This is a genomic window from Streptomyces saintjeani, from assembly GCF_055409605.1.
In genome coordinates this window covers 3,739,216-3,753,218 of the sequence record NZ_CP189624.1, presented here as the reverse complement: position 1 = coordinate 3,753,218, position 14,003 = coordinate 3,739,216, and the positions used below count along the sequence as shown (strand labels likewise).

Genomic DNA, 14,003 nt, shown 5'->3' with positions numbered 1-14,003 from the left:
GGCCGTGCTGGTCAGAAGAGGCGCCGCGCTGCTCGCCGCCCTCGCGCTGTGCCTGACCGTGCCGGGGACGGCGCAAGCGGCGTCGGGACCGACGGTCCAGCTCGGCACATCAGTGGCGGGCAAGGGGAGTTCGGTCACCGTCAGCGGCGCGGGCTGGCCGGCGGACACGCTGCTCACGCTGTTGCTGTGCGGCCAGGCCAGCCCCTCAAGGGGCGTGCTCGGCGGCACCAACTCCTGTGCCAACGCGGACGGCCGGGCCGTGACGACCGACGCGCGGGGCAGGTTCAGCCGGGGGCTCCCGGTCGTGGGGCCGCCGGTGCCGTGCCCGTGCGTCGTCCACGTCGCGACGGCCACGGGCCGGAAGGCGCAGGCCGACGCCGTACTGAAGGTCGCGGGGCACGAGGAGAAGCCGCTGCCCCAGGAGTCGCCGACCGGCGCGCTGCGTGTCCTGACGGACCCTCGACTCAAGGGTTCCAGCGGCCTGTTGACCTGGTTCGGGGCACCCCCCGCCCGCAAGCTGGTCGTGACGGTCGGGAACGCCGGGACGACGCCCGTCCGCAACCCCGTCTTCCAAGTCGGCACCGCACACGGCGTGTTCGCACCCGAGTGGGACGACCACCAGTGGGACGGCACCCTCGCGCCCGGCCAGAAGGCGCGCCTGGAGCTGCCGTTCGAGCTGAGCAGCGGGGCGCACGGCGACTACACGGTCTCCCTGAGATACGGCGGCAAGGTCCTCGCCGACCGGCCCTGGGACGTGGGCCGCCCCTGGGGCGTCGTCCTCTTCTGGGCGCTCGCGGCGATCGTGGTCCCCTCGGCGCTGTTCCGCATCGGCATGGCGATCGTCGACAAGGTCCGCCCCCGTCAACACCGCAAGCGGGGCGGCGTACGACGACTGCGCGGACGTATCCGCAGGCCGGAGCCGCCGCCGAACGCGGACGCCACGAGCCCGACCCTGCCATGGTTCTCCCCGGACACCCAGGGCCGCCTCTCCGCACCGCACGACGACCGAACGACCTCCAGCAGGAAGGGCATGACGTGAGAGCCACCAGGAGAGCGGCCGTCGCAGTGGTCGCGGTCGGGACGAGCGCGCTGCTCGGGCTCGCGGCCGTGCCCGCCATGGCCGCCGAGGTGTCGTACACCACCCACTGCGTCCCCCCGGCCGGGATACCGCCCGTCGACGGGACCACCAAGGTGCGGATCACCGCGCCGGCCACGGCGAAGGTCGGGGACACCGTGGACGTCGTCTGGAAGTTCACGCAGGCCGCGTCGAAGAACCCGGACATCATCGACCTGCCCGCCAACTCCGTACAGCCGTCGGGCACGTTGAAGGCGTCCGGGGCGCAGAGCGGGGACGTGGCGATGACCGGGCCGCGCGAGAACCCGGCGATCCCCAAGGGCGGGGCGATGGTCCTCGCCGACATGAAGGGGACGGTCAAGCTGACGGCGCCGGGGGAGGTGAAGCTGACGCCGGACGCGTACGTCGTCAACGCGATGGGGACGAACACGGATTGCACGCCGACGCAGACGGTGTCGCCGGCCGCGACGATCACGGTGACGGGCGCGAGCAACACGCCTACGGCCACCGGGACTTCGACGCCCACCTCGACGTCGACGCCGACCGCTACCTCGACGCCGTCCCCGTCCGTCACGTCCTCCCCCGAACCCACCGACTTCACCGGCAAGGTCGTCGAGGTCCCCTACACCTGCCAGTCACCCCTCGGCGAGAAGAAGGCGACCTCGCCCGTCCAGATCAACGCCAAGAAGAACGGCGGGAGTTACGACCTCTCCGTCCAGTTCAAGAAATCGGTGATGAACTCGCCCGCCGACATTCCGGCCGGTTCGGTCAAACCGTCCATGGAGGTCAAGCTCGGCGGCGCGGACACGGGGACGGTCCACGTCGAAGGGGCCCTCAACTCCGGCGCGATCAAGACCGGCGACCCCATCCAGATCCCCGATCTGAAGGGCACCTACAAACCCGGCGCGACCGGTGAATCGACCCTGGCGCCAGGGGTGTTGCTCATCGAGGCGCTCGGCACGAAGACGACGTGCACGCCGGACCGGAGCCTGGTCTCCCTGACGCTGACGACCGAGAAGCAGGAAGGCGGCGCCTCCGGGGGCTCCTCCACGAGCGGCGGTTCCAGCAGCACCGGCGGCCTCGCGAACACGGGTTCCGAGGACCACGGCGCGCTGAAGGCGCTGGGGCTGGTGGCCGGGACGGCGGTCCTGCTGGGCGGGGCCGTGTTCACGTTCCTGCCGAAGCGGAAGACCCGATAGGCACCGTAGACGCCGTAGACGCCGTAGACGCCGTAGACGCCGTAGACACCGTAGACACGGAGAAGGGCCGCCCCCTCGGGGACGGCCCTCCCGCACCGCACGGCAACCTCAGCGGACGTCGCCCATCAGGGAGTTGACGCGCTTGCGGTACATCCAGACGGCGCCGCCCGCGATCACCGCGAGGACGGCTTCGAGGGCGACGAAGCCCATCCTGTCCAGGTCGACCCCACCGACGGCGGGGTTGGACAGCAGCGCCGTCACGGAGTCGCCGGCCGTCACCGCGAGGAACCAGACGCCCATCATCTGGGACGCGTACTTGGCCGGTGCCATCTTCGTCGTGACGGAGAGGCCGACCGGGGAGAGAGTCAGCTCGCCCAGCGTCTGCACGAAGTAGATCCCGGCGATCCACAGCGCGGCGGCCTTGTGCCCGCCCTCGGCGATCGACAGCGGCGCGAGGAACAGGAAGAACGAGGCGCCGACCAGCACGAGACCGGCCGCGAACTTCACGATCGTGCTCGGCTCCTGACCGCGCCGGTTCAGCCACAGCCACAGCCACGCGAAGACCGGCGCGAGCGCCATGATCATGACCGGGTTGACCGACTGGTACCAGGAGACCGGGAACTCCCAGCCGAAGACCGTGTTGTCGGCCTTGCCCTCCGCGAAGATCGACAGCGTCGACCCGCCCTGGTCGTAGATCATCCAGAACACGGCGGCGGCGATGAAGAACCAGATGTAGGCGGACATCTTCGACTGCTCGGTCGCGTCGAGGTCCTTGTCCCGCTTGATCCGCCCGATCACCAGGATCGGGACGACGAGACCGACGACCGTCAGCGGGATCAGCGCCCAGTTCAGCGTGTAGTGGCCGCTGAAGCCGACGACGCCGTAGAAGACGGCGGCGATCGCGAGCCAGGTCAGGCCCTTGCGCAGGGTGGCCGTCCGCTCGGCGGCGGACAGCGGGGTCGGTACGGCGTCGCTGCGCTCGCTCAGGTGGCGCGTACCCAGCAGGAACTGGCCGAGGCCCAGCGCCATGCCGACGGCGGCGAGCGCGAAGCCGAAGTGCCAGTTCACGTTCTCGCCGATGGTGCCGATCACCAGCGGTGCGGCGAACGCGCCCAGGTTGATGCCGATGTAGAAGATCGTGAAGCCGCCGTCGCGGCGCGGGTCGTCCGGGCCGTCGTAGAGGTGGCCGACCATCGTCGAGATGTTGGCCTTCAGCAGGCCGGAGCCGAGCGCGACGAGGCCGAGACCGCCGTAGAAGCTGGCGGAGGACGGGACCGCGAGGCACAGGTGACCGGCCATGATGATCACACCGGCGGTGGCGACGGTCCGGCGCGGCCCGAGCACGCGGTCCGCGAACCAGCCGCCGGGCAGCGCGAGGAGGTACACCAGCGAGACATACACGGAGTAGATCGCCGTCGCCGTACCGGCGCTCAGGTGCATACCGCCCGGTGCCACCAGGTACAGCGGCAGCAGAGCCCGCATGCCGTAGTACGAGAACCTCTCCCACATCTCCGTCAGGAACAGAGTGGCCAAGCCGCGCGGGTGGCCGAAGAAGGTACCGGTGGAGCCGGGGGTGCCCGGACGTACCGAGTCCTTCGTCAGGCTGGACGCCATGATGGATCCTTGCTGCTGTTTACAGGTCGCTTACACCGGTACGCACGAAAAAGGACCCCCGGCTTCTCGCCGAAGGTCCCCGCAGTGCAACAGGCGTTTGGCCACCTTACGACGGAGTAGGGGGCGAAATGGAAGTGTTTGAGGCATGGATCACAAGGTCTGGACCAGACTCGCGCGCCCGTGATGCCCCGTCTTGCCCCTTGGTAAGAAACAGACAGGGCGATCACACCCCTGGCCACCTCCCGTGCGGACTACCATCAGCTTCATGACCCGTGTACTGCTAGCCGAGGACGACGCGTCCATCTCGGAACCTCTGGCCCGCGCCCTGCGCCGGGAAGGGTACGAGGTCGAGGTGCGCGAGGACGGACCGACCGCGCTCGACGCCGGGATGCAGGGCGGCATCGACCTGGTCGTGCTCGACCTCGGACTCCCCGGCATGGACGGCCTCGAAGTCGCCCGCCGGCTGCGCTCCGAGGGCCACGCCGTGCCGATCCTCATCCTCACCGCCCGCGCGGACGAGGTCGACACGGTCGTGGGGCTCGACGCGGGTGCCGATGACTACGTCACCAAGCCGTTCCGTCTCGCGGAGTTGCTGGCCCGGGTCCGGGCGCTGCTGCGGCGTGGCGCCACCGAGCCCTCGCAGCCGCCGGCCACGCATGGTGTGCGCATCGACGTCGAGTCGCACCGGGCGTGGATGGGGGACGAGGAACTCCAGCTCACGGCGAAGGAGTTCGACCTGCTGCGGGTGCTCGTGCGGGACGCCGGGCGGGTGGTGACCCGTGACCAGCTGATGCGTGAGGTGTGGGACACGACGTGGTGGTCGTCCACGAAGACGCTGGACATGCACATCTCGTGGCTGCGCAAGAAGCTGGGCGACGACGCGGCCAACCCCCGGTACATCGCCACCGTCCGGGGTGTCGGCTTCCGGTTCGAGAAGAGCTGAGCGCTACGCGCGTAATGCCGTAGTCCTCAGGTAGGGGTGTGTGTCGCGGGACCCCCCGCCCCTACCTGAGGACTACGGCTTCTTAGTCGTACGGAGAGAAGTTGTGCGTCGTCGTCTGATCCAGTCCACCCTCGCTGTCGTCCTCGTCGTCATCGCCGTCTTCGGGGTCTCCCTCGTCATCGTCGAGAGCCGGACCATCAGCAACGCCGCTCAGGAGCGTGTCGACTCCGAGGCCGTGCGGCTCGTGGGGATCGTGGACAGCCGGCTGCTCGGGTCGGAGGACGTGAACGCCGGGATACTGCGGGACCAGGTGACGCAGGACCGGTACGCCGTGATCCGCATCCCCGGTCGCGCGCCGATCGAGATCGGGGAGAAGCCCGAGGGCGAGGTCATCCACTCGCAGCAGTCGGGCGAGCGGGGAGAGACCGTACGGGTCGAGGAGCCCAAGTCGGCGGTGACCCGCGAGGTCGGCCGTACGCTGCTGATCATCGGCCTCGTCGCCATGCTGGCGGTCATCGCCGCCGTACTCCTCGCCGTACGCCAGGCCAACAAACTGGCGTCCCCCCTGACGGACCTCGCGGAGACCGCCGAACGCCTGGGCTCCGGCGACCCCCGCCCCCGCCACAAGCGGTACGGCGTCCCGGAGCTGGACCGGGTCGCGGACGTCCTGGACTCCTCGGCGGAACGTATCGGCCGTATGCTCACCGCCGAACGCCGCCTGGCCGCCGACGCCTCCCACCAGCTCCGTACGCCGCTCACGGCCCTCTCGATGCGGCTGGAGGAGATCACCCTCACCGACGACCTGGAGACGGTGAAGGAGGAGGCGAACGTGGCCCTCACGCAGGTGGAGCGCCTGACGGACGTGGTGGAACGCCTCCTGACGAACTCCCGGGACCCCCGCACGGGCAACGCGGTCTCGTTCGACCTGGACGAGGTGATCCAGCAGCAACTGGCGGAGTGGCGCCCGGCGTACCGCTCCTCGGGCCGGGCGATCGTCAGCTCGGGCAAACGCCACTTGCAGGCGGTGGGCACGCCGGGAGCGGTGGCCCAGGTGCTGGCGGCGTTGATCGAGAACTCCCTGATGCACGGCGGCGGCACCGTGGCCCTCCGTACCCGGGTGACCGGCAACCAGTCGGTGATCGAGGTGACCGACGAGGGCCCGGGGGTCCCCGCCGACCTGGGCGCCCGCATCTTCGAGCGCGCCATCAGCGGCCGCAACTCCACGGGCATCGGCCTGGCGGTGGCCCGCGATCTGGCGGAGGCGGACGGCGGCCGGCTGGAGATGCTCCAGGCCCAGCCCCCGGTCTTCGGCCTGTTCCTCTCCCGCACGGCGCCCCTGAAGAAGCCCGCGGAGACGGAAGAGCCGACGGTGCGCTAGGGCGTGTTGCGGCGGCTCAGTGTCTGGCCAGCCACAGGACCCGGTCCCACGACAGCAGGTGGTACACGACCAGCACACCGGCGAGCAGCACGGCGAGACGGCGGTATCCCGCCGCGTACAACGCCGCCGCACCGCCGAAGAACACCGCCAGCTCCAGCAGGAACCGCAGCGGACCAGGTGTCGCGACCACCGTCTCCCCGGACCGGGACGCATCGCCCGGGACGGCGAAGACTCCCCACAGCACGGCCACGATCAGGGGGACGGCAACCACGCAGACGTACCGCAGAGGACGAGGCGCGACAGTCCACGCCCAGAGCCCGAAGCACACCAGAGCCACCAGCTCCAGCCCGAACCTCACGCCGAGGGTCAAAGGGTGAAAGCCGTACCCGGACGACATGGAAGGCGCCCCCTACGCCCGCTCGCTCACCCGCGCCGCCGCAGCGGACCTCTGCTCCAGAAACGCCTCCGCGCCGGCCACGGCCTCCTTCGCGGGCAGCGCCTTGAACACCCACGTCCGGTACGACCAGAACCGGAACAGCGTCGCGATCCCGATGCCGACGAACTTGAAGACGTTGCTCTGCAACGGGCTGTCCCAGTGGAACGAGTACGTCGCGACGTAGAGCACCCCGTTCTCGATGACCATCCCGATGACCGAGAAGAGGAGGAAGAGGGTCAGCTCCTTCGTCCGCCCGCTCTTGTCGCGGTCACGGTAGGTGAAGTACCGGAACCCGACGTAGTTGAAGACGATGGAGACGACCGTGGCGATGACGCTGGCCCGGACGACCTGGAGGTCGGTGACATGCCGTACGAGGTTGAAGACGGCGAGGTTGACCAGCAGCCCGGCCCCTCCCACCGCACCGAACTTCGCCACCTCGCGGCCGACGCGGCGCAATCCGGAGGCATGCCCCGTGGAACCGTGTTCCATGCTTGTACAAGCCCCCGTCCGGGTTGGTTTCGTCAACCCAGCCATGCTAACCACCCTCGATGGTGGTTTCCTGTGGTCGACCTCACGGGTTGGGAACGGCTCGGGAAGCAATGGGGAAACACGGGGTATGAGCCGGGGAAACCGGCAGTAAGAGGCGCCCAGGTCCGCCCGCCCGGCACGGCCGATATCCTGGACGTGTGACGTTCCCGGTAGTCGGCATGATCGGCGGCGGCCAGCTCGCGCGTATGACGCACGAGGCGGGCATCCCGCTGGGCATCAGGTTCAAGCTCCTCAGTGACACCCCCCAGGACTCGGCGGCACAGGTCGTGAGCGAAGTCGTCATCGGCGACTACCGCGACCTGGAGACGCTGCGCGCCTTCGCGCGGGGCTGCGACGTGATCACGTTCGATCACGAACACGTCCCCACGGACCACCTCCGCGCCCTGGAGGCGGACGGCATCCCGGTCCGCCCCGGCCCGGACGCGCTGGTGCACGCCCAGGACAAGGGCGTGATGCGCGCGAAGCTGACGGAGATCGGCGTCCCGTGCCCCCGCCACCGCATCGTGACGGACCCGGCGGACGTGGCGGCGTTCGCGGCCGAGGGCGACGGCTTCCCCGTCGTCCTCAAGACCGTGCGCGGCGGGTACGACGGCAAGGGCGTCTGGGTCGTGGACGGCCCCGAGGACGCGGCGGACCCCTTCCGCGCGGGCGTCCCGGTCCTCGCCGAGGAGAAGGTCGATTACGTCCGTGAGCTGGCCGCCAACGTCGTCCGCTCCCCGCACGGCCAGGCCGTCGCCTACCCGGTGGTCGAGTCGCGGCAGGTCGACGGCGTCTGCGACACGGTGATCGCCCCCGCTCCCGGCCTGGACGAGACCCTCGCCCTCAAGGCCGAGGAGATGGCCCTGACGATCGCGAAGGAACTCGGCGTCGTCGGCCACCTCGCCGTCGAGCTCTTCCAGACCCGCGAGGACGACGGGTCTTCGAGGATCCTGGTCAACGAACTCGCGATGCGCCCCCACAACTCCGGCCACTGGACCCAGGACGGCGCGATCACGTCCCAGTTCGCCAACCACGTCCGCGCGGTCCTGGACCTCCCCCTCGGCGACCCCCGCCCCCGCGCTCCCTGGACGGTGATGGTCAACGTCCTCGGCGGCGACTACCCCGACATGTACTCCGCGTACCTGCACTGCATGGCCCGCGACCCCCAGCTCAAGATCCACATGTACGGCAAGGACGTGAAACCCGGCCGCAAGGTCGGCCACGTCAACACCTACGGCGACGACCTGGACGACGTGCTGGAACGCGCGCACCACGCAGCCGGATACCTGAGAGGCACGATCACCGAATGAGCCCCGTCGCAGGCCCCGTCGTAGGCATCGTCATGGGGTCGGACTCCGACTGGCCCGTCATGGAGGCCGCAGCCCAGGCGCTCGACGAGTTCGAGGTCGCCTACGAGGTGGACGTCGTCTCCGCGCACCGCATGCCGCACGAGATGATCGCGTACGGCGAGCGGGCGGCCGAGCGCGGGCTGAAGGTGATCATCGCCGGGGCCGGGGGAGCGGCGCACCTGCCGGGGATGCTGGCGTCCGTGACGCCGCTGCCGGTCGTGGGGGTACCCGTCCCTCTCAAGTACCTGGACGGCATGGACTCCCTGCTGTCGATCGTGCAGATGCCGGCCGGCGTGCCGGTGGCGACCGTGTCCGTGGGCGGCGCCCGCAACGCCGGTCTGCTCGCCGCGCGCATCCTCGCCGCGCACGACGAGGAACTCCTCGGCCGGATGCGGGAGTTCCAGCAGGAACTCAACGACCAGGCGACGGAGAAGGGGAAGCGGCTGCGCGCCAAGGTCGAGGGCGCCAAGGGGTCCTTCGGGTTCGGCAAGTGAGCACCGCGACGCGGGACCAGGTCCGGGAACTCCTCGCCGAGTTCCCCGTCGTCGACGGCCACAACGACCTCCCCTGGGCGCTGCGCGAACAGGTCCACTACGACCTCGCCGCGCGCGACATCGCCGTACGTCAGGACGTCCACCTGCACACCGACCTGCCGCGCCTGCGCGAAGGCGGGGTGGGGGCGCAGTACTGGTCCGTGTACGTGCGGTCCGATCTGCCGGACGCGGTGCCCTCGACGCTCGAACAGATCGACTGCGTACGGCAGTTGATCGACCGTCACCCGGACGCCCTGCGCGCCGCGTTCACCGCCGCCGACATGGAGGCGGCGCGCGCGGAGGGCCGTATCGCGTCGCTGATGGGTGCGGAGGGCGGCCACTCCATCGCCAACTCCCTCGGCACGCTGCGGGGGTTGTACGCGCTGGGCGTGCGCTACATGACGCTCACCCACAACGACAACATCGCGTGGGCCGACTCCGCGACGGACGTACCGAACGTCGGCGGGCTCTCGGCGTTCGGCCGCGAGGTCGTGCGCGAGATGAACCGGCTCGGCATGCTCGTCGACCTGTCGCACGTGGCGGCCACGACGATGCGGGCGGCGCTCGACACGACCTCCGCGCCGGTGATCTTCTCGCACTCCTCGTCCCGCGCGGTCTGCGACCACCCCCGCAACGTCCCGGACGACGTCCTCGAACGCCTCCCCGCGAACGGCGGCATGGCGATGGTGACGTTCGTCCCCAAGTTCGTCCTCCAGGCGGCGGTCGACTGGACGGCGGCGGCCGACGAGAACATGCGCGCGCACGGCTTCCACCACCTCGCCACCACGCCCGAGGCGATGGCCGTCCACCACGCCTTCGAGGAGGAGCACCCGCGCCCCGTCGCGACGGTCTCCACGGTCGCCGACCACCTCGACCACATGCGCGAGGTCGCCGGCGTCGACCACCTCGGCATCGGCGGCGACTACGACGGCACGGCCTTCACCCCCGAGGGCCTGCGCGACGTCTCCGGCTACCCCAACCTCCTCACGGAACTCCTCGACCGGGGCTGGTCCCGCACCGACCTCGCGAAGCTGACGTGGCAGAACGCGGTACGGGTGCTGGGGGCGGCGGAGGACGTGGCGCGGGGTACCCAGGGGGTACGGGGTCCGTCGTCCGCGCGGATCGAGGAGCTGGACGGGGACGCCGTAGTACCTGGGAGTTAGAGGGGTACGACCCTGGGGGTACGCCCGAAAACAGGTCGCGTACCCCCGAACGCCCTATCCACCGGGTGACCTCCCCTACCCCGTGCGACGGTTGCCGTACTGCTGATCACTACGCCGATCCAGACGTACGGAGCCCCCTCATGGCAGACCTCCAGGACGAACTGCACCCCACCACCGAGGTCGGCGCGCTGCCGCTGGAGGAACCCTTCCAGGAGGTCCCCTACGCCTGCGATCCCCTGGAGCGGGCCCGGGAGATCCTCGCGGAGCACCCCGTCGCCGACGGGTACGGCACCCTGCCCTGGGCGCTGCGGGGCCTGCCCTGGTACGACCTCGAACTCGGCGAGAGCGCCGTCGACACGGACGTCCCCCGGCTGCGGGAGGGCCACGTCGGCGCGGTCCTGTGGGCCCTGCACCTGCCCGAGGGCGCCGGGAGCGCGGTGAGCGTCACGCTGGAACAGCTCGACCTCGTCCGTGCGGTCGTCGCCGCGCACCCCGAGGGCCTGCGCCCCGCGCGCACCGCCGGGCAGGTCATCGACGCGCGCAACTGCGGTCGCGTCGCCGTACTCCTCGGGCCCGCCGGCGCCCCCGCCCTCGACGACTCCCTCGCCGTGCTGCGCGTCCTGCACACCCTCGGGCTGCGTGTCCTCACCCTCGCCGGGACCAGCTGGGCCAGCGAGGCCGGGCTCAGCCGGTTCGGGGACGAGGTCGTGCGCGAGATGAACCGGCTCGGTGTCATCGCCGACCTCTCCGGCGCCTCCGACGCGACGATCGCCCGCGCGCTGGCGCTGTCCAAGGCGCCGGTCCTGTGCACGCGCTCCGCCGCCCGCGCGCTGCGCCCCCACCCCGACAACCTCTCCGACGACCTGCTCTCGGCGCTGGGCCGCGCGAAGGGCGTCTGCATGGTCCCGCTCACGGCGGACCAGACCGGCCCCACGCTCACGGACGTGGCCGACCACCTCGACCACATCCGCACGATCGCCGGCCCCGCCTCGGTGGCCCTCTCCGGCGCGTACGACTCCCCGTCCGCCCACCCCGAATCCCTCCCCGACCCCGCCGCGTACCCCCACCTCATCGCCGAACTCCTCCGCCGAGGCTGGCCGGACACCGACATCGCGCTCCTCACGTGGGACAACTTCCAACGGGTCCTGCGCAGCGCCGACTTCCTCTCCCGAACAACCCAACACCGCCGCGAACAGCCTCCGGCGAGGGCGGCGGAGCTGGACGGGTGAAGGCGCCGGGGTTGGACGGCTGGAGGGGCCGGGGCTGGGGGAGTCGAACGGTGAGGGTGCCGGGGCTGGACGGGGCGGGGCTGGAGGGGCTGGACGGCGAGGGTGCCGGGGCTGGACGGGGCGGGGCTGGAGGGGCTGAACGGTGAGGGTGCCGGGGCTGGACGGCGAGGGTGCCGGGGCTGAGCGGCTGAAGGCGCCGGGGCTGGAGGAGCTGGACGGCTGAAGGTGCCAGGGCTTGAGGAGCTGAACGGCGAGGGCGCCGGGGCTGGACGGGGCGGGGCTGAAGGAGCTGGGCGGCTGACGGTGACGGAGCTGGACAGGGCGGGGGCGACGGAGTCGGGCGGCGTGGGTGACGGAGCTGGAGGGCTGAGGGCGCCGGAATCGGACGGCGTGGGTGACCGAGCTGGGCGGCTGAGGGCGCCGGAACCCGGCAGTCGCCGCCCCCTCCCCGCTCACCCCTTGGACCGGCGTTTTCCCACACCGGCCCCCCGCCGCCCCGCAGTTGGCTAGCGTGTCCCCATGACCGAGATGGACCATGACGCCCTCGTAGAGGACCTGCGCGTACGCACGAAGGAAGCCCTCATCCGCATCGCCAGCCTCGTCAGCCAGACCGGCATCCCCTTCACCTTCGGCGAGGTGGTCTCCCTGGTGGAGGAGGGCCTGCCCCCCGACTACCCCCACCCCACCCGAGGCATCCTCAACCGCGAAAACATGATCACGGACATGGCGTACACGATGTTCAAGGGCTACGAACCGAAGCAGTACTGACCACCCGCACCCGTCTCACCTGCCCCCAGCCACACCGCACCCACCTCACGCACCCGCTCCACCACCCGCGCACCTGCCCCCAGCCGCGCCGCGCTCCACCCCCCCTCGCTCACCCAGCTACGCCCAGCCGCGCCGCACTCCAACGCACACCTCAGCCCACCTAGGGGCGCGGGGCTGCATCAATTTGCGGCTCCGCCGCGGGGCGCGACCAGCCACGTACTACCCGCACCCGCCACACAACGGAACCCCCCCCACAACCGCCCCCACCCCCCACCGCAAGCCGACGACGAAGAGCCCCCCCCGCAAGAAAAACCCGCACCAGAACCCCCGCCCCACCCCCCACCCCTCAAGCCGTAGGCCGCCCCATCCCCCGATAAACCCACCCCGCCTTCCGCCACACCCCCGGATCCAGTGCGTTCCGCCCATCCAGGATCACCCGCCCCCGGACGACCTCCCCCAACGCCGCCGGATCCAGCTCCCGGAACTCCCGCCACTCCGTGAGGTGCAGGACGACATCGGCCCCCCGCACGGCATCCACCGCCGACTCCGCGTACCCCAGCGTAGGAAAGAGCCGCCGGGCATTACCCATCCCCTTGGGGTCGTACACAGTCACCTGACCCCCCTGGAGATGGATCTGACCGGCGACGTTCAGAGCGGGGGAGTCGCGGACATCGTCGGAGTCCGGCTTGAACGCCGCCCCCAGCACAGCCACCCGCTTCCCGAGGAACGCCCCACCCCCCAACGCCTCCCGAGCCATCTCCACCATCTGCCCCCGCCGCCGCATGTTGATGGAGTCGATCTCACGGAGGAAGGTGAGCGCCTGATCGGCCCCCAACTCCCCGGCCCGCGCCATGAACGCGCGGATGTCCTTGGGCAGGCACCCACCCCCGAACCCGATCCCGGCCCGAAGGAACTTGTGCCCGATCCGATCGTCGTACCCGATGGCCTCGGCCAGCCGAACGACGTCCCCACCCGCGGCCTCACACACCTCGGCCATGGCGTTGATGAACGAGATCTTGGTCGCGAGGAACGAGTTCGCGGAGGTCTTCACCAGCTCGGCGGTGGGGAAATCGGTCACGACGAACGGCGTCCCGGCGGCAACCGGCGCCGCGTACACCTCGCGGAGCACCCGCTCGGCCCGCTCACTGCGCACCCCGACGACGAGCCGATCGGGCCGCAGCGTGTCCTGGACGGCGAACCCCTCCCGGAGGAACTCGGGATTCCAGGCGAGCTCGGCGTCGGCGCCGGCCGGAGCGTGGTCGGCGAGGTACGCGGCGAGCCGCTCCGCGGACCCCACGGGAACCGTCGACTTCCCGACGACCAGCGTCGGCCGGTCGAGATGCGGCGCGAGAGAGGCGATGGCGGACTCGACGTACGACATGTCGGCGGCGTACTCGCCATGCCGCTGAGGCGTGTTGACGCACACGAAGTGGACGTCCCCGAAGGCGGCGGCCTCCGCGAAGTCGAGCGTGAACCGCAGCCGCCCGGACGACCCCTCGATCCCGGCGACATGCGCCCGCAGCAGCTCTTCGAGACCGGGCTCGTACATCGGGACCTCACCCCGCTGGAGCATCTCGACCTTCTCGGGCACCACGTCGAGCCCGAGGACCTCGAACCCCAGCTCGGCCATGGCCGCCGCGTGCGTCGCGCCGAGGTAGCCGGTGCCGATCACGGTGATTTTGAGGCTCATGAGGGCTCCACAGGGTTACGTCCGGACATGCGCTGCCTGAGCATAGTCGGGGCGTGCGAAGGCCCCTCACCGGGCAGATTCCCTCCTGTCGCGTAGCT

13 protein-coding genes are annotated in these 14,003 nt (G+C 70.7%); 9 read left to right on the top strand and 4 right to left on the bottom strand.

All coding sequences use genetic code 11. The annotated features are described in order from the left end of the window. The first annotated feature begins 4 nt into the window (after window positions 1–4). Together ACQCO7_RS16840 and ACQCO7_RS16835 are read left to right on the top strand one after the other, a co-directional pair. On the top strand, window positions 5–1,039 hold the full coding sequence (locus ACQCO7_RS16840) for a hypothetical protein (RefSeq protein WP_464072599.1): 1,035 nt from the start codon (window positions 5–7) through the stop codon (window positions 1,037–1,039). 77 nt (window positions 1,040–1,116) lie between these two features. Then, entirely contained in the window at window positions 1,117–2,274 is a 1,158-nt protein-coding gene (locus ACQCO7_RS16835; RefSeq protein ID WP_464077220.1) for a hypothetical protein, read from the top strand. Between the two features lie 108 nt (window positions 2,275–2,382). Here the strand turns inward: ACQCO7_RS16835 and ACQCO7_RS16830 are convergent, their stop codons facing one another. Then, the gene (locus ACQCO7_RS16830) at window positions 2,383–3,888 is read right to left on the bottom strand and encodes a peptide MFS transporter (protein ID WP_464072598.1); all 1,506 of its coding nucleotides are present in this window, start codon (window positions 3,886–3,888) and stop codon (window positions 2,383–2,385) included. Between the two features lie 265 nt (window positions 3,889–4,153). Here ACQCO7_RS16830 and ACQCO7_RS16825 point away from each other — a divergent pair, with 265 nt between their 5' ends. After that, window positions 4,154–4,831, top strand: coding sequence for a response regulator transcription factor (locus ACQCO7_RS16825; RefSeq protein ID WP_075824826.1), 678 nt, complete (start codon window positions 4,154–4,156; stop codon window positions 4,829–4,831). Window positions 4,832–4,934: 103 nt separating this feature from the next. Next, on the top strand, window positions 4,935–6,209 hold the full coding sequence (locus tag ACQCO7_RS16820) for an ATP-binding protein (protein WP_464072597.1): 1,275 nt from the start codon (window positions 4,935–4,937) through the stop codon (window positions 6,207–6,209). A 16-nt stretch (window positions 6,210–6,225) separates the two neighbouring features. Here the strand turns inward: ACQCO7_RS16820 and ACQCO7_RS16815 are convergent, their stop codons facing one another. Together ACQCO7_RS16815 and ACQCO7_RS16810 are read right to left on the bottom strand one after the other, a co-directional pair. Continuing rightward, window positions 6,226–6,567, bottom strand: a complete 342-nt coding sequence (locus tag ACQCO7_RS16815) for a YrdB family protein (RefSeq protein ID WP_464072596.1) — start codon at window positions 6,565–6,567, stop codon at window positions 6,226–6,228. A gap of 51 nt (window positions 6,568–6,618) precedes the next feature. Then, window positions 6,619–7,134, bottom strand: coding sequence for a GtrA family protein (locus ACQCO7_RS16810; RefSeq protein WP_464072595.1), 516 nt, complete (start codon window positions 7,132–7,134; stop codon window positions 6,619–6,621). Window positions 7,135–7,331: 197 nt separating this feature from the next. On the opposite strand from ACQCO7_RS16810, the gene ACQCO7_RS16805 reads away from it, so the two are divergent. The 5 genes from ACQCO7_RS16805 to ACQCO7_RS16785 all read left to right on the top strand — a co-directional run bounded on the left by ACQCO7_RS16805 (window position 7,332) and on the right by ACQCO7_RS16785 (window position 12,215). Further along, entirely contained in the window at window positions 7,332–8,483 is a 1,152-nt protein-coding gene (locus ACQCO7_RS16805; protein ID WP_464072594.1) for a 5-(carboxyamino)imidazole ribonucleotide synthase, read from the top strand. Continuing rightward, on the top strand, window positions 8,480–9,016 hold the full coding sequence (gene purE / locus ACQCO7_RS16800) for a 5-(carboxyamino)imidazole ribonucleotide mutase (RefSeq protein WP_010352356.1): 537 nt from the start codon (window positions 8,480–8,482) through the stop codon (window positions 9,014–9,016). Before ACQCO7_RS16805 ends, purE begins: the two co-directional genes overlap by 4 nt. Beyond that, on the top strand, window positions 9,013–10,218 hold the full coding sequence (locus tag ACQCO7_RS16795) for a dipeptidase (RefSeq protein ID WP_464072593.1): 1,206 nt from the start codon (window positions 9,013–9,015) through the stop codon (window positions 10,216–10,218). The genes purE and ACQCO7_RS16795 overlap by 4 nt, the downstream gene beginning before the upstream one ends. A 140-nt stretch (window positions 10,219–10,358) precedes the next feature. After that, window positions 10,359–11,447: a dipeptidase gene (locus tag ACQCO7_RS16790; protein ID WP_464072592.1), complete on the top strand. Its 1,089-nt coding sequence runs from the start codon at window positions 10,359–10,361 to the stop codon at window positions 11,445–11,447. A 519-nt stretch (window positions 11,448–11,966) separates the two neighbouring features. After that, window positions 11,967–12,215, top strand: a complete 249-nt coding sequence (locus tag ACQCO7_RS16785; protein ID WP_040835909.1) for a hypothetical protein — start codon at window positions 11,967–11,969, stop codon at window positions 12,213–12,215. A gap of 346 nt (window positions 12,216–12,561) precedes the next feature. On the opposite strand, the gene ACQCO7_RS16780 is transcribed toward ACQCO7_RS16785, so the two are convergent. Beyond that, window positions 12,562–13,905 carry a UDP-glucose dehydrogenase family protein gene (locus ACQCO7_RS16780; protein WP_464072591.1) on the bottom strand — a complete coding sequence of 448 codons (1,344 nt, stop codon included), beginning with the start codon at window positions 13,903–13,905 and terminating at the stop codon, window positions 12,562–12,564. Between the last annotated feature and the right edge of the window lie 98 nt (window positions 13,906–14,003).

Bases quoted from the DNA above. Each gene is read 5' to 3' on its own strand.
- ACQCO7_RS16835 (WP_464077220.1), top strand. From the start codon at position 1,117: ATGGCCGCCGAGGTGTCGTACACCACCCACTGCGTCCCCCCGGCCGGG.
- ACQCO7_RS16830 (WP_464072598.1), bottom strand. From the start codon at position 3,888: ATGGCGTCCAGCCTGACGAAGGACTCGGTACGTCCGGGCACCCCCGGC.
- ACQCO7_RS16825 (WP_075824826.1), top strand. From the start codon at position 4,154: ATGACCCGTGTACTGCTAGCCGAGGACGACGCGTCCATCTCGGAACCT.
- ACQCO7_RS16810 (WP_464072595.1), bottom strand. From the start codon at position 7,134: ATGGAACACGGTTCCACGGGGCATGCCTCCGGATTGCGCCGCGTCGGC.
- purE (WP_010352356.1), top strand. From the start codon at position 8,480: ATGAGCCCCGTCGCAGGCCCCGTCGTAGGCATCGTCATGGGGTCGGAC.
- ACQCO7_RS16790 (WP_464072592.1), top strand. From the start codon at position 10,359: ATGGCAGACCTCCAGGACGAACTGCACCCCACCACCGAGGTCGGCGCG.
- ACQCO7_RS16785 (WP_040835909.1), top strand. From the start codon at position 11,967: ATGACCGAGATGGACCATGACGCCCTCGTAGAGGACCTGCGCGTACGC.
- ACQCO7_RS16780 (WP_464072591.1), bottom strand. From the start codon at position 13,905: ATGAGCCTCAAAATCACCGTGATCGGCACCGGCTACCTCGGCGCGACG.